8 protein-coding genes, 1 other RNA gene and 1 pseudogene are annotated in these 16,663 nt (G+C 51.1%); 6 read left to right on the top strand and 4 right to left on the bottom strand.

Features of this window, described 5'->3' with window-relative positions:
• Positions 1-24 precede the first annotated feature (24 nt).
• Positions 25-2,874, top strand: coding sequence for an excinuclease ABC subunit UvrA (gene uvrA, locus GJV52_RS09700; RefSeq protein ID WP_154212893.1), 2,850 nt, complete (start codon positions 25-27; stop codon positions 2,872-2,874).
• A 299-nt stretch (positions 2,875-3,173) separates the two neighbouring features.
• On the opposite strand, the gene GJV52_RS09695 is transcribed toward uvrA, so the two are convergent.
• On the bottom strand, positions 3,174-3,980 hold the full coding sequence (locus GJV52_RS09695; protein WP_154212829.1) for an integrase core domain-containing protein: 807 nt from the start codon (positions 3,978-3,980) through the stop codon (positions 3,174-3,176).
• Positions 3,981-4,301: 321 nt separating this feature from the next.
• Between GJV52_RS09695 and GJV52_RS09690 the strand changes: the two genes are divergently transcribed.
• A protein-coding gene (locus GJV52_RS09690) for an IS5 family transposase (protein WP_195690036.1) occupies positions 4,302-5,053 on the top strand; the annotation gives its coding sequence in 2 pieces (ribosomal slippage) (positions 4,302-4,521 and positions 4,521-5,053; 753 coding nt in all).
• 102 nt (positions 5,054-5,155) lie between these two features.
• Here GJV52_RS09690 and GJV52_RS09685 read toward each other — a convergent pair.
• Both GJV52_RS09685 and ffs read right to left on the bottom strand, forming a co-directional pair.
• Positions 5,156-6,584, bottom strand: a pseudogene (locus tag GJV52_RS09685) (SLC13 family permease).
• Positions 6,585-6,898: 314 nt separating this feature from the next.
• An RNA gene (gene ffs / locus GJV52_RS09680) (signal recognition particle sRNA small type) lies at positions 6,899-6,995 on the bottom strand.
• Between the two features lie 284 nt (positions 6,996-7,279).
• Here ffs and GJV52_RS09675 point away from each other — a divergent pair.
• Together GJV52_RS09675 and waaF are read left to right on the top strand one after the other, a co-directional pair.
• A complete protein-coding gene (locus GJV52_RS09675; protein ID WP_100564075.1) occupies positions 7,280-11,110 on the top strand; it encodes a DUF3683 domain-containing protein in 3,831 nt (1,276 codons plus the stop codon).
• A 105-nt stretch (positions 11,111-11,215) separates the two neighbouring features.
• Positions 11,216-12,232, top strand: a complete 1,017-nt coding sequence (gene waaF / locus GJV52_RS09670; RefSeq protein ID WP_095501997.1) for a lipopolysaccharide heptosyltransferase II — start codon at positions 11,216-11,218, stop codon at positions 12,230-12,232.
• An 85-nt stretch (positions 12,233-12,317) separates the two neighbouring features.
• On the opposite strand, the gene GJV52_RS09665 is transcribed toward waaF, so the two are convergent.
• Positions 12,318-13,583 carry a DUF2254 domain-containing protein gene (locus GJV52_RS09665; protein ID WP_095501996.1) on the bottom strand — a complete coding sequence of 422 codons (1,266 nt, stop codon included), beginning with the start codon at positions 13,581-13,583 and terminating at the stop codon, positions 12,318-12,320.
• A gap of 144 nt (positions 13,584-13,727) precedes the next feature.
• Between GJV52_RS09665 and GJV52_RS09660 the strand changes: the two genes are divergently transcribed.
• Both GJV52_RS09660 and GJV52_RS09655 read left to right on the top strand, forming a co-directional pair.
• Positions 13,728-14,987 (top strand): glutamate-5-semialdehyde dehydrogenase, encoded by a 1,260-nt coding sequence (locus tag GJV52_RS09660; protein ID WP_095501993.1) that lies wholly within the window; start codon positions 13,728-13,730, stop codon positions 14,985-14,987.
• A gap of 254 nt (positions 14,988-15,241) precedes the next feature.
• Positions 15,242-16,552, top strand: a complete 1,311-nt coding sequence (locus tag GJV52_RS09655) for a sulfate adenylyltransferase subunit 1 (protein ID WP_095501992.1) — start codon at positions 15,242-15,244, stop codon at positions 16,550-16,552.
• Positions 16,553-16,663 lie beyond the last annotated feature (111 nt).

Here is a 16,663-nt window from a genome sequence, read left to right as displayed (position 1 = left end):
TTATTTTCAGACGGCCTAAACACTATGTGCAACCATCATCACAAAAACGCTTCCGACAACGACACCATCCGCATCCGCGGCGCGCGCACGCATAATTTGAAAAACATCGATTTGGATATTCCGCGCCATAAATTGGTGGTGGTCACCGGTTTGTCAGGCAGCGGCAAATCCAGCTTGGCGTTTGACACGCTGTATGCCGAAGGCCAGCGTCGCTATGTGGAAAGCCTTTCCGCCTATGCGCGCCAGTTTTTGCAGATGATGGACAAACCCGATGTCGATTTGATTGAAGGCTTGTCGCCGGCGATTTCGATTGAGCAGAAATCCACCAGTCACAACCCGCGTTCTACCGTCGGCACGGTGACCGAAATCCACGATTATTTGCGTTTGCTGTATGCCCGCATCGGCACGCCTTATTGCCCTGAACACGACCTGCCTTTGTCGAGCCAAACCGTGTCGCAGATGGTCGATCATGTGTTGGGCTTACCGGAAGACACGCGCGTGATGATTTTGGCACCGGCCGTGCGCGGCCGCAAAGGCGAATTTGTTGATTTCTTTGCTGATTTGCAGGCGCAAGGCTTTGCACGCGTGCGTGTGGACGGCGAAGTGTACACGCTGGATGAAGTGCCGAAACTGCAAAAAAACATCAAACACGACATCGATGTGGTCATCGACCGCGTGAAAGTAAAAGCCGACATCAAACAGCGCTTGGCCGAAAGCTTTGAAACCGCACTGCGCCACGGCGAAGAACGTGCGCTGGCTTTGGAAATGGACAGCGGCGAAGAACATTGGTTTTCCGCGCGTTTTGCCTGTCCGGTGTGTTCATACAGCTTACAAGAATTAGAACCGCGCCTGTTTTCCTTCAATAATCCGGTCGGTGCCTGCCCAAGCTGCGACGGCTTAGGCAGTAATAATTTCTTCGACCCTGAGCGCGTGGTGGCACATCCCGAATTGTCTTTGGCCGCCGGTGCGATTGACGGCTGGGACAAGCGCAATCAGTTTTATTTCCAAATGATTCAATCGCTTGCCGCGCATTATGATTTTGACGTGAAAACACCGTTTGAAGAATTACCGGCCAATATCCAAAAAATCGTGTTGCACGGTTCGGGCAAGGAAGTGATTGAATTCCAATACCTTTCCGAGCGCGGTGGCACATTCACACGCAGCCATGCTTTTGAAGGCATTATCCCCAATATGGAACGCCGTTACCGCGAAACCGACAGCGAAACCATCCGTGACAAACTGCGCGAATACCAAAGCCACCGCGCCTGCCCGAGCTGCGGCGGCGCGCGTTTGCGTAAAGAAGCGCGTTATGTTTATGTCGGCAAACAACCTTTGCACGAAATTTCCGCATGGCCGCTCACCCAAACCTTAAATTTCTTTGAAACGCTGGCTTTAGAAGGCAACAAGCAGCAAATTGCCGAAAAAATCCTCAAAGAAATCACCGAGCGCTTGGGCTTTCTGATTAACGTCGGTCTCGATTACCTCAACCTGTCTCGCTCCGCCGAAACCCTATCCGGCGGCGAAGCGCAGCGCATCCGCTTGGCCAGCCAAATCGGCAGCGGCCTGACCGGCGTGATGTATGTGTTAGACGAACCTTCCATCGGCCTGCACCAACGCGACAATGACCGCCTGCTCGCCACCCTCAAACGCCTGCGTGATTTGGGCAACAGCGTAATTGTGGTCGAACACGACGAAGATGCCATCCGCGAAGCCGATTTCGTCATCGATATGGGGCCGGGTGCGGGCGAACACGGTGGCAATGTCTTGATTGCTGACACACCGGAAAAAGTTGCCCAAAGCAAAGATTCCATTACCGGCCAATACCTCAGCGGCCGCAAAACCATTCCCGTGCCGTCTGAAAGAACACCGGTCAACCCTGACCGCATGCTGGTCTTAAAAGGCGCGCGCGGCAACAACCTCAAAAACGTCACCCTCGAACTGCCGCTGGGCTTGATTACCTGCATCACCGGCGTATCCGGCAGCGGCAAATCCACCCTGATTAACGACACGCTGGCCAAAATCACCGCCCGCGAGCTGAACCGCGCCCACGAAGAACCCGCACCCTACGACGACATCAGCGGCCTCGACCACCTCGACAAAGTGATCAACGTCGACCAATCCCCCATCGGCCGCACCCCGCGCTCCAACCCCGCCACCTACACCGGCCTGTTCACCCCCATCCGCGACCTGTTCGCCGGCGTACCACTTGCCCGCGAACGCGGCTACAACGTCGGCCGCTTCTCGTTCAACGTCAAAGGCGGCCGCTGCGAAGCCTGCCAAGGCGACGGCGTGATTAAAGTAGAAATGCACTTCTTGCCCGATGTCTATGTGCCCTGCGAAGTGTGCCACGGCAAACGCTACAACCGCGAAACCCTCGAAATCCAATACAAAGGCAAAAACATCAGCCAAGTGCTGGACATGACCGTGGAAGAAGCACGAGCATTCTTCGATGCCGTGCCCACCGTATCGCGCAAACTGCAAACCCTGATGGACGTAGGCCTCGGTTACATCCGCCTCGGCCAATCCGCCACCACCCTCTCCGGCGGCGAAGCCCAACGCGTGAAACTGGCATTAGAATTATCCAAACGCGACACCGGTCGCACCTTATATATCCTAGACGAACCAACCACCGGCTTGCACTTTGCCGATATTGCTTTGCTATTAGAAGTAATAGGCCGTCTGAAAGGCAAAGGCAACTCGATTGTGATTATCGAGCATAATCTGGATGTGATTAAAACGGCGGATTATATTGTTGACTTGGGGCCGGAAGGCGGCGATGGTGGGGGGAGGATTATTGCTTCAGGTAGCCCTGAGCAGGTGGCGAAGGTTAAGGGGAGTTATACTGGAATATACTTAAAAAAACATATGACTTAACTATCTAAAGGATAGGAGTAAATGGACAAGAAATACTGGAAAAATATAGTGGAAAACCCATTGTGGTCTATTTTGAAAAACTCACTATGGGTTGGCGCAACCGTCTGTATTATATACTGCATCCAACTCGGATTTTTCCCAAAAGGAATAACAATAGGAGAAACTATTACTTTTATTATCTTCACATTTGCATTCTCAATAGTTTACTTATTTTATGTACTAATCTTTTTAGTATGTGGTGTTTTTATCATTAGACCTACTGCATATATTATTTATCATGTAGGAAATCATCGCGTTGTTTACACCACAGGTTGAGAAAAATAAGCCTGCAAGACCTCAAACGGCGTATCGCCGTTCAAACTGCGGTGCGGCTTCACAGTGTTATAGAAATTAACAAAGCGGCACAACTCCTTTCGCCGGTGTTCCGGACTGTCAAACAACTGTTTCTCATGCCACATCTCCATCAGGGTGCGGATAACCCGTTCCGCCTTACCGTTGGTCTGCGGACGGGCAACCCGGGTAAACTTTTGACCAATCCCGTTCTCATAACAGGCTACACCGAAAGCATGGTTGGCTGAGCCTTTATATTCCGTACCGTTGTCGGAGTAAACGCACTCAATCAGGTATGGGCAGGGATCAATCAGGTGTTCGGTCAGAAACTTGGCGGCACTGTCTGCGGTTTTATCCGGCAAAATGGCGGCGTATAGCTCCCTTGAGAAATCGTCAATGGCGACAAACAGGTAATCCCGCTTATCGGTGGCTTTCTGCCCTTTGAGCAGCGGCAGCCGTTTGGTATCGAGATGTACCAGCTCTCCGGGATAGGATTTATTGTAGCGTTTGGCCTGCCTTTTGAGTTTTTCCTGAATGCCGCGTTCTACCTTGGCCAGGCGTTTCATTCCGTACTTTGCCTGTTTGAAACGGTTGTTGGTACTGGTTTGGGGTTTGAGCAGTCTGCCTCTTGCGGCTTTAAGTGCGCGGTAAATGGTGACGCGGCTGACTTGGTAGCGGCGTGCCAGGGAGGTGACGCTTTCCTTTTCCTGCGTGTAGGCCAGCCAAATGGCTTGGCGGTGGTGCGGGGTGAGACGGGTGTTTTTGTGCATGTTCATGTTTTAGTATTCTCCTGGAAATACTGTAAACAACGCTACTAGTTTCTACATTTAGCAATACAACCAAGTTTAACAATCCTTCCTAAATCCACCATCAGAATACTAAATCTTAGTTTCGATAAAATAACTGTTCATGTTAAAAATCCATATAACAAGCTAATAACTAGTAATGGAATATATGGAAATAAGAGTCAACTTGGAAGTGAATATTTATGTTATGAAAAAAGTGATATTTTATTAGGGCGTGTCCCTAATTTGAATAAGCCCAAAAGAGCCCTATTTTAACCCTATATTCCAACGAAATATAGGCAAACACAAACAATGGCGAGAACCGCAATAACTGACAACATATGGGAACAATTACAAATAACCATGAAAGCGCACGGCTGTCATCGATGGAAGAACGACCGTACCGTGATGGAAGCCATACTATGGAAGCTAAGAACAGGTGCACCATGGCGAGACATACCTATTGAGCTAGGGTCATGGAAAACCGCTTATAACCGCTTTAACCGATGGTCTAAAAAAGGCTTGTGGCAGAATTTTTTTTTGATCTACGAAAAGAAATTGACAAAGAATGGGTATTCATCGACGGAAGTTATGTACGGTGTCATCAACATGCAAGTGGAGCTCGGCGTGGTTTCGATAGAACAATTGGACAAAGCCGTGGCGGAAACACGACAAAAATACACCTATGTGTGGACTCGCATGGAAATCCGCTCGATTTTAAAGTCACTGGGGGTAACGTGCACGACAGTCAAGTTGCAAACGACTTGATAGAAGTCATACAAGAAGCCCAGTATTTTATCGCTGACAAAGGGTATGACTCGCAAGAAATCAGAGATAAAGCGATAGAACACGGTATGAAAGCTATTATACCAAAGCGTAAAAATGCCAAGAAACCTAACCCTGATTTTGATAGCTACCTTTATAAATTACGCCACTTAGTCGAGAATGCATTTGCACGATTAAAGCAGTTTCGTAGTATTGCTACTCGCTATGAGAAATTAGCTCGTAATTTTAAATCGATGCTTTACTTGGCTTGCTCTATTATTCATGCTAAGTTAAATTGAGGACACGCCCTAGTATGTGCTGACATCAAAACATTGTAGTGACACGTCATCATGAAGTAAAGGCCGTCTGAACGTTTCAGACGGCCTTTGAATAAAGCTATTTTAAATCAAAAAGAAATATGACCAAATCGTAATAATCACCACGCTAAATGCGCTCAACACCAAACCTACTGAGAGCATTTCCCGCTGGCGAATTTTGCCCGAAGCAAAAATCAGCGCATTCGGTGGGGTACCCACCGGCAACATAAACGCACACGATGCACCAATGCTGATAATCAACACCAGTGCGGTTTCCGGTAAGCCCATTTGCTTGGCAATCGAAGCAAACATCGGAATCAGCAAAGCAGATGAAGCCGTGTTACTTGTGAAGTTGGTCAATAGAATAATAAACAAGAATAATAAACACGGTTACCGCAATCGTCACCAATAATGGCGACGTGCCGCTCAAGACTTGCGCCACTTCATTACCCAGCGCAGCCGAAGCACCGGTTTTCTGCATCAGGCTGCTCAAGGTAATGCCGCCGCCAAACAGCAACAACACACCCAAATCCACGTTACGCGCTACCTCACGCCAACCGACCGTGCCCAAAATCACCACCAATGCAGCGGCGGTTAAGGCAATCACGCTGTCGATGGCGGTAATGCCGGTGGCTTCAGCGATTTTACCGCTCAACATCCAAGCCAATGCCGTACCAACCGCGACCACCACAGTCAAAATGCGGTGCAGGTTCCACGGAATATCTTCATGTTCAACATCGCCCATGTTGATTTTCTTAAAATCGGGATTTAATACTAAAAACAGCGCAACCAACATAGCAGGCATCAAAACCAACACCATTGGCAAACCATATTTCATCCAGCCCATAAAATCCAAACCCAAGTCTTTGGCGGCAATGGCATTGGGCGGCGAACCAACCAACGTACCAATACCGCCAATACCTGCGCTGTAGGCCAAACCCAATAGTACAAAAGTGATGATGTTGCGGTCTTTTTCCGGATTCAATTGGCTCATCATGCCCAAGGCCAAAGGTAACATCATGGCTGCTGTAGCGGTATTACTGATCCACATTGACAAAAAAGCCGCTGCTGCAAAAATCAGCAGCGAAGCGGTAAGAAAGCTACCACGAGATAGAGCAATTACCTTTAAAGCCAGCTTGCGGTCAAGCCGCTGAATATGCATAGCGGCGGCTAAGGCAAAACCACCAAAGAAAATATAGATAATCGGGTCGGCAAAATTGGCCAGCGCTGTTTTGGTATTCATCTCCGGCACATGAAATACCACCGCCAATACCGGAATCAGCAGCGCCGTCACGGTGATGTGCACGGCTTCCGTCAGCCACATAATGCCGACAAACAACAAAATCGCCAAACCCTTATTCGCCTCAGCATCGTAAGGCAGAATATAGTAAAGACCAAAACTCAACAGCGCAGCAACCAAGGTAATCATCAACCCGCGCCAACTGGTCGCCGGTGGTTGCGCACTTCTCAGCGAGAGATTCTCAGGCAAATGCTTCTGAGTGTCGTCATGGATAAATTTTCCCAAAAGAAGCGCCCTTTTCTGATTGGAGTGGAAATATTTTTTTCATGCGGTGTAGGCGAGCGAAAACATTTTGACAAGCTCTTAACAATAAATAACTGAAATTGTAAAATTGAATAAATTACCTATATTTATCATGCATTTATTTTTATGACATTTTGTTTATAGTTTAATTAATTGACTTGAATCAAAAACTTATTCATTAATGCATAACATTTTCCTAGATTGCATTACAGCAAACTACCCACCTTTTCAGACGACCAAACAAAAAAACACCGCAAGCAAAGCTTGCGGTGTTTTTTAAATAAGGTGGCGAGCCGAACCCCCGGCACTGGCGCATCAGAGTGGGCTGCTGGCTTCCGCCCCTGACCCGGTGTTCCAAATAACCATGCGGGGAGACCCGCCAAAGAAGCCATGATTATAACGCTTTTCGGGTAAATTTCAAGCCTATTCTGGCATCAGGCCGTCTGAACATTAAAACAGTCGAAAAATGCAACTAAAAAAGCAGTAAAATTGTCAACAAAACAAATTCCATAAAAAGCGATTTCAGTATAAAATAAACGGTCTTTTTCCATTGAAAAATAATGGTATTTAAACTACATTAACACACCTCGTCACAGACTATCTGAAATTCCAGACGGCCTGAACAACCAAAAATTGTCAAAATAAAAAGATACGGACCACACCCCATGACCACGACTGCTGCTCCGCAACGCATCCGCGAAATCCCCTACAACTATACCTCTTATACCGACCGCGAAATCGTCATCCGCCTGTTGGGCGAAGAAGCTTGGCATATCCTGCAAGATTTGCGCAGCCAACGCCGTACCGGCCGCTCGGCGCGTATGCTGTTTGAAGTATTGGGCGACATGTGGGTGGTGGTGCGCAATCCTTATTTGGTTGACGACCTGCTTGAGCATCCCAAGCGCCGCGAAGCTTTGGTGCGTGAAATGCGCCATCGCCTGACTGAAATCCAAAACCGCCGCGACGACAATCAACAAGTCGAAACCTTGGTGCAATCTGCCCTGACTGCGGTGCAGGATTTTGATGCCAGCTTCGACATCACCAAGCAAAAACGCAAACAGATTCTCGAGCGCTTGAGCCAAATCACCAAGCCGCACAATATTATGTTTGACGGTTTGGCGCGTGTCACGCATGTGACCGATGCCACCGACTGGCGCGTGGAATATCCGTTTGTGGTGATTAATCCCGACAACGAAGCCGAAGTCGCGCCTTTGATACGTGCGCTGATTGAGCTGGATTTGGTGATTATTCCGCGTGGTGGCGGCACAGGCTATACCGGCGGTGCGATTCCGTTGGATGCCAACAGCGCAGTCATCAATACTGAAAAACTCGATTTACACAACGGCGTGCAATTCGTCACCCTCCCTGGTTTGGACGGCACGCATCCGATTATCCATTGCGGTGCCGGTGTCGTTACCCGCCGCGTGGAAGAAACCGCGCAAAAAGCCGGCTTGGTGTTCGCCGTTGACCCTACTTCTGCCGACGCATCTACCGTCGGCGGCAATGCAGCCATGAATGCCGGCGGTAAAAAAGCCGTATTGTGGGGCACCGCGCTCGACAATCTGGCCTACTGGCAAATGGTCAACCCGAAAGGCGAATGGCTGCGCATTGAACGTGTGCGCCATAATTTCGGCAAAATCCACGATGAAAAAACCGCGATTTTTGATGTGCACACTCTTGACACCAGCGGCAATAACATCGTCAAAACCGAACGTTTGGAAATTCCCGGCCACAAATTCCGCAAAGTCGGCTTGGGCAAAGACGTTACCGACAAATTCTTGAGCGGCTTACCGGGCATCCAAAAAGAAGGCACCGACGGCATCATTACCAGTGTGGCTTTTGTGTTGCACAAAATGCCGAAACACACCCGCACCGTCTGCATGGAATTTTTCGGCACCGTTGCCAACGCCACGCCATCTATCGTTGAAATCCGAGATTACCTACTCGGGCATGAAAAAGTGCAATTGGCGGGCTTGGAGCATCTCGACTGGCGCTATGTGCGTGCGGTCGGCTATGCCACCAAAGCTGCCGGCAAAGGCCGCCCGAAAATGGTGTTGCTCGCGGATGTGGTTTCCGACGACGAACAAGCCGTGCAGGAAGTAGCCGAGCACATGATTGAAATGACGCGCAAACGCGAAGGCGAAGGCTTTATCGCCATCACGCCTGAAGCGCGCAAAACCTTCTGGCTCGACCGCAGCCGCACCGCAGCCATCGCCAAACACACCAACGCCTTCAAAATCAATGAAGACGTGGTGATTCCGCTTGAGCGCTTGGGCGAATATTCAGACGGCATCGAACGCATCAACATCGAATTATCGATTAAAAACAAGCTCACCCTGTGCGCCGCCCTGCTCGATTACCTGCAAGGCCGTCTGCCAGTCGATGCGATGGGCACCGACTTGCCAAGCAAAGAATTATTGGGCGACCGCGCCACCCACGCGCTGAATCATGTTTCCGCGGTTAAAGAGCGCTGGGAATGGCTGCTGGCCAATCTTGATGCGCCGTTGAGCGAATACAAAGCGCGTTACAGCAAAGCAGTATTTGCCGATCCGGAAGCGCGTGATGACGAAAGCTGCTTTATCGCCTTCCGCGATTTCCGTTTACGCGTATCAATTAAATCCGATGTGATGAAGCCTTTGAGCGAAATTTTCAGCGGCAAAACCGACGTGAAAATTCTCGAAGATTTGGCCAAAATCCACGGCAGAATCGTGCGCGGCCGCGTATTTGTCGCGCTGCACATGCATGCTGGCGACGGCAACGTACACACCAATATTCCGGTGAATTCCGACGATGCCGAAATGCTTCAGACGGCCTATCACTCTGTTGACCGTATCATGCAAATCGCCCGCAGCTTAAACGGCGTGATTTCCGGCGAACACGGCATCGGCATCACCAAAATGGAATTTTTGAGCGATGAAGACATGCAGCCGTTTTGGGATTACAAAGCCAAAGTCGATCCCGAAGGCCGCTTCAACCGCCACAAATTGATGAAAGGCGCGGACCTGCGCAACGCCTACACGCCGTCGTTTGAATTACTCGGCGCGGAATCACTGATCATGGAAAAATCGTCTTTGGGCACGATTGCCGAGTCGGTGAAAGACTGCTTGCGCTGCGGCAAATGCAAACCGGTGTGTTCAACCCATGTGCCGCGCGCCAACCTGCTCTATAGCCCGCGCAACAAAATTCTCGGTGTCGGCCTGTTGACCGAAGCCTTCCTTTACGAAGAGCAAACCCGCCGCGGCGTGTCGTTGAAGCACTTTGACGAGCTGACCAACATCGGCGACCACTGCACTGTGTGCCACCGCTGCGTGAAACCGTGTCCGGTCAACATTGACTTCGGCGACGTGACCGTGGCCATCCGCAATTACCTGAACGAAACCGGCCACAGCACCACCGTGCCGGCAGCGGCGATGGGCATGGCGTTTTTGAACGCCACCAACCCCAAAGCCATCAAAGCCCTGCGCGGCGCGATGATTCAAACCGGCTTTCCGGCGCAGAACTTTGCCTACAAATTGGGCAAAATGTTCCCGATTGTGAAAAAAGAAAAAGCCGCACCAGCCGCCACCGTCAACAAGCCGAGCATTAAAGAGCAGGTGATTCACTTCATCAACCGCCCGCTGCCAAAAGGCGTACCGGCCAAAACACCGCGCTCATTATTGGGCATTGAAGACGACAAGAGCATCCCAATTATCCGCAACCCGCAAACTGCCGATGACAGCGAAGCCGTGTTCTACTTCCCAGGCTGCGGCTCCGAGCGTTTGTTCAGCCAAATCGGTTTGGCCACCCAAGCGATGCTGTGGCATGTCGGCGTGCAAACCGTGTTGCCGCCGGGTTATCTCTGCTGCGGTTATCCGCAAGATGCGGGCGGCGACAAAGCCCGTGCCGAGCAAATGAGCACCGATAACCGCGTGCTTTTCCACCGCATGGCCAACACGCTGAACTACCTCGACATCAAAACAGTGGTCGTCAGCTGCGGCACCTGTTACGACCAGCTGGAAAAATACCGCTTTGAGGAAATTTTCCCCGGCTGCCGCATCATCGACATCCACGAATTCCTGTTGGAAAAAGGCGTGAAACTCGACGGTGTGGAAGGCCAGCAATACCTGTATCACGACCCATGCCACAGCCCGATTAAAACCATGAACGCCACCCAAATGGCCAGCGAATTAATGGGACAAAAAGTGGTGTTAAGCGACCGCTGCTGCGGCGAATCCGGTATGTTTGCCGTGAAACGCCCCGACATCGCATCGCAGGTGAAATTCCGCAAACAGGAAGAAATCGAGAAAAACCTCAAAGAGCTGCCGCAAGGCCAGCCGGTGAAAATGCTCACTTCCTGCCCTGCCTGCCTGCAAGGTTTGAGCCGCTACCGCGACGACAACGACATGCCGGCCGACTACATCGTCATCGAAATGGCCAAGCACATTTTGGGCGACAACTGGCTGAATGAGTTTGTCGATAAAGCCAACAACGGCGGCGTGGAGAAAGTGTTGCTGTAAAGTCTGTGTTAAATTCAAAGGCCGTCTGAAAAACATTTTTTCAGACGGCCTTTCCTATTCTGCATTAAAATAATGCCCTATTACATAAATCACTGCCCGCAAACCATGTCTAAAAAAATCCTCATCATTTCCCCAAGCTGGATTGGCGATTGTGTTATGACCCAGCCGCTTTACCGCCGCCTGCACGAGCTACATCCGGGCTGCACCATCGACGTGTTCGCCCCGAAATGGTCGATGGCGGTCTTCGAGCGCATGCCGGAAGTGAACGAGATTCTGGAAAACCCGTTCGGCCACGGTGCATTGGATTTGAAAAAACGCTGGCAAGCCGGGCGTGAACTGCGCAAACGCGGTTACGACCAAGTCATCGTGCTGCCCGGCTCACTCAAATCCGCCATCATCGCCTTGGCTACCGGCATCAAACAGCGCACCGGCTATGTAGGCGAATCGCGCTATATTTTGCTTAACGACATCCGCAAGCTCGACAAAGCTGCCCTACCGCTGATGGTCGACCGCTACACCGCGCTTGCCCATCCGAGCCAAGCCGATTTTAACGGTCATTCCGACCAGCCTTTGTTCCAAATCGATGCCGCCAGCCAGCAAGCCGCTTTAGCCAAGCATGGATTAAATACCGACAAACCGATTATCGCCTTTTGCCCCGGCGCAGAATTCGGCCCCGCCAAACGCTGGCCGGCACGTCACTTCGCCGGTTTAGCGCAAAACCATCTGGCCAAAGGCTGGCAGGTTTGGCTGTTTGGCTCGCAAAAAGATTTTGACATCGCTGAAGAAATCAACCAGCTTTCAGACGGCCTCTGCACCAATTTATGCGGCAAAACCTTGCTTTCCGAAGCCATTGATTTACTGGCCTGCGCTGAAAACGTGGTCTGCAACGACAGCGGCCTCATGCACCTTGCTGCCGCGCTCGACCGCAAACTCGCCGCTGTGTACGGCTCGTCCAGCCCCGACCACACACCGCCGTTGAGCAACAAAGCCGAAATCGTCACCCTTAATCTCGATTGCTCACCTTGCTTTAAGCGAGAATGTCCGCTGGGACACACCGATTGCTTGAACAAAATCGAGCCGCAAATGGTCGAACAGGCTTTATTGAAAATTCATGTAGAATAAGCATAATCGCCATAGATAAAAGCCATGCCGTCTGAAAAGTTTCAGACGGCATGGCTTTTTAAATATCATTAATTAAATCATTGATTTAATCTTTCGTAACTTGTCCAAACAATTCCTCATGCTGCCGCAACAATCTTTCCTTATCGTCTTCAAAATCCAAAATTTGTTCAAAACGCTTTAACACCGCATGCGCGGTATCTGCAGCCGAGGCGGCAATATGCGGATCTTGGCTGTTGGCAGCAATACCGGCCAGCACTTTTTGCATGGTCAGGCCGACTTCGGCTGCGCCTGCACCGTCGCGCGCAATGGGTAAAAAGGTTTGCGGCACCCATTGGTTGCTGTCGGCGGCGATGATAGACAAGCGGTCATATTGCGTTTCTTCGCATTCAGGATTCGGCTTGGTCAGCAAACGCAATATCATCACCATCACGCTGATGGCGGTGCCGGGATCGTTGATGCCGGGCGACAAGGCGCGTTGGGCAGCTTCACTCAACACATTCAAGCCCCATTGCGGATCTTGTTCATAGGTGCGCTCTTGGTTGATGACGAAGCATCCGGCGAATTTGTCCGCCAAATCCGCATCGTCTTGACCGGCAGACAAACACGCCATTACGGTGTTGGGCGTTAACAATTTGCCCGGCCTAATAATAATTGAGACATACGTTTCATGCTCTTCCGCCAGCTTTTGCAACGATGCCATATCGATGTGGGTGAGATAACCGGGCTGCTTAGCATAAATCGGGCGCACCGGCTGCTGCAAGCTGCCTTTCCACGCCGCGCCCATATCGGGTGCGGTGTAATAATGATCCAGCGCGCTTTCGGTTTTGGCACTGATTTTGTTCAAAGTGTTACCCAAGCTGCCCAGTTGCGACAGGGTAAACACCCAACGAATCAGCGTCACAATCAAATACACCAACACCGCAATCGTGCCGACAAACAAAATAAAGCGGCCGTTTTGCCCGTAATATTCCATGCCCAACGCGGTTTTGGCGATTACGGCATAGATAAACGCGGCGATAAAGCTGGCGATGGCGGTGCGCGTATTGTCATCGGCCATCACCAAATTCATGGCGCGTGGTGTGGCACCATTGGCCGCTGATGAAAACGCCGACACCATAATCGACAGCGAAAACGTGCTTACCGAAAGCATACTTGATGCCACAATGCTCAACAGGCCGTCTAAGGTGCTGCGTTCAATATCGGGCAAGATACCCGCTTGCAACATATCACCGAAAAAGCGCGCAATAAAGGCAAAAATCACGGCAAAAATCGCCCAATAAGCGGGTACCAGCCAAAGTTGGTTGGCTGGTTTCTTCACAGCAATCAGCCAGCGGTAAAAAGTATTGGTCATGAGTTTTAAAAAAATGCACAAGCAAAACACAATTATAAATCAATCAGGCGGGCAAACCTATTTCCACGCTTTTTTGCTTGAATTCCCTTTCAGACGGCCTTATCATCATTGTCAATCTCGTTCATATAATAAAGGCACACAATCATGCAGGATATTCAACAATACGTCCGCGACACCGCCACCGCGGCCAAACAGGCTTTCTATCTGATGGCAAACGCCACCACCGCACAGAAAAACGCCGCGCTGTTGCGCATGGCCGAATTGATTGCGCAGCACCAAACCGCCATTCTGGCTGCCAACGCGCAAGACATGGAAAACGCTGCCGCCAAAGGCTTGGATTCCGCCCTGCTCGACCGCTTGAAATTAACAGAAAAAACTGTCGAATCCATGTGCGAAGGTTTGCGCCAAGTGGCCGCGCTGCCTGATCCGGTCGGCGAGATGGACGAATTTCGTACCCGCCCAAACGGTTTGCAAATCGGTAAAATGCGCGTGCCGCTGGGTGTGATCGGCATCATTTACGAATCACGCCCAAACGTTACCATCGATGCAGCCGCCTTATGCCTGAAATCCGGCAATGCCTGCGTGTTGCGTGGCGGCAGCGAAGCCTTTGAAAGCAATATGGCAATTGCCAAACTCATCCGCCAAGCGCTGACCGAAAACGATTTACCGCCGGCCGCCGTGAGCGTGATTGAAAACACCAGCCGCGAAAGCGTCGGCACCATGCTGCAAAGCCCTGAACTGATTGATGTCATCATTCCGCGCGGCGGCAAATCGCTGGTTGCCCGCATCGCCGCCGAAGCACGCGTGCCGGTGATTAAGCATCTCGACGGCATTTGCCATGTGTACATCGACCAAGCCGCCGATACGCAAAAAGCCATTGGCATCGCCTTCAATGCCAAAACTTCCCGCTACGGCACTTGCAACACCATGGAAACCCTGCTGATTCACGCCACACGCGCCGAAGAAATGTTGCCTTTGCTGGCAGAAAAATACGCAGAAAAACAAGTCGAGCTGCGCGGTTGCGAACGCACTTTGGCGATTTTGCACAACATCAACGCCGCCACCGAAGAAGATTGGGACACCGAATACCTCGCCCCTGTTTTAGCGGTGAAAATTGTCGATGACTTGACCCAAGCTATCGCCCACATCAACACCCACGGCAGCCACCACACCGATTCCATCATCACCGAGTCTTACACCGATGCGCAAGTCTTCCTGCGCGCAGTGGACAGCGCCAGCGTGATGGTCAACGCGTCCACCCGTTTTGCTGACGGCTTTGAATACGGCTTAGGCGCAGAAATCGGCATTTCCACCGACAAAATCCACGTGCGCGGCCCGGTTGGCTTACACGGTCTGACTTCGCAAAAATGGGTTGTGTTGGGCAACGGCCAAGTACGTGTTTAAACCCGATTATCAAGGCCGTCTGAAAGCTTATTTTCTTTTCAGACGGCCTGAGACCTTTGCAAAATCCTAGATTTGAGTACAGTTCAAAGTTGTAGCAGCGCGCAATGAAGAAATGTGCCAAAGATAGGGATTTTGCAAAGGTCTCGGCCTCATCATTGATATAACAAAATCATCTTTATTATAAACAAACCATTCTTTCCCATTTTCAGGCGGCCTCGTTAAAGTATCGGCAAACCCAATATGAAGGAACGCACATGACCGCCACCACCGCCCCATTACTCCGTTTCATCACCGCTGGCAGCGTTGACGACGGCAAATCCACCCTAATCGGCCGCCTGCTCTACGACAGCAAAACCCTGCTGACCGACCAAATCGACAAGCTCAACAAAGCCTCTGAAAACGGCGACACACCCGATTTCGCCAGCCTCACCGACGGCTTGGCCGCCGAGCGCGAACAAGGCATCACCATCGACGTGGCCTACCGCTATTTCGCCACACCAAAACGCAAATTCATCATCGCCGACACGCCCGGCCACGAACAATACACCCGCAACATGGTCACCGGCGCTTCGACCGCCGATGCCGCCATCGTCTTGGTCGATGCCACCCGCGTTGATTTCAGCGGCGAAGAACCAGTTTTACTGCCGCAAACCAAGTGCCACAGCGCCATTTTGAAACTGCTCGGCTGCCCGAACATCATTGTCGCCGTCAACAAACTCGACTTGCTCGATTTTGACGAAAGCAAATACCAAGCCATCACCGCCGCCTATCAAAAGCTCGCCCAACAAATCGGCCTCACCGCCGACGTGCATTTCCTGCCCATCAGCGCCTTGAAAGGCGACAACATCGTCAACGCCAGCGCGCAAACGCCGTGGCATCAGGGTTTGCCTTTGCTGCCGCTCTTGGAAAGCCTGCCCGTTTCCCGTAAAGACGCGCTCGCCCAAGCCACCCATTTCCCCGTGCAACGTGTGGCGCGCCAAGACGGCAGCAGCAGCGACGATTTCCGCGGCTACCAAGGCCGTTTGGAAGCAGGCCGTCTGAAAGTGGGCGATGCAGTCAAAGTATTACCCAACGGCCAAACCGCCAAAATCGCCGAGATTTACAATCCGAACGGCAAAACCGATACTGCCGAAGCCGGCGAAGTATTGACCATTACGCTCGACACCGACATCGACATCTCGCGCGGCAATGCCATCGTCGCCGCCGACAGCCCTGTTGCGCCAAGCCAGCAATTCCAAGCCGCGCTGTGTTGGTTCGACGATATTCCGCTCAACCCGCGCCGCAAATACCTGCTGAAACACACCACCCAAACCGCCGCCGTCAAAATCAGCGAAATCGCCTACGTTTGGGACGTAAACACCCTAAGCCAAGTGCAATCCGCCACCGAGCTGAAACTCAACGATATCGGCAGCGTCAGCCTGAAAACCCAACAGCCGCTCAACGCCACTACCTACGAGCAAAGCCCGGCCACTGGTGCGTTTATCATCATCGATGAAGCCACCAACCACACCGTCGCCGCCGGCATGATTCGCGGGGGTGATGAAGCGGATACCTTTGAGATTTAACACCGGTTTCGTTAGAAATAACCATGCCGTCTGAAAGATATGCTTTCAGACGGCATTATTGTTAAGTTTAGCAAAAATATGCCATAATATTTCGATTTTTTTAACCGGTCT

This window comes from Neisseria brasiliensis (assembly GCF_009671065.1).
In the GTDB taxonomy this organism is placed as follows: domain Bacteria; phylum Pseudomonadota; class Gammaproteobacteria; order Burkholderiales; family Neisseriaceae; genus Neisseria; species Neisseria brasiliensis.
This window is presented reverse-complemented; position numbering and strand designations above follow the sequence as displayed.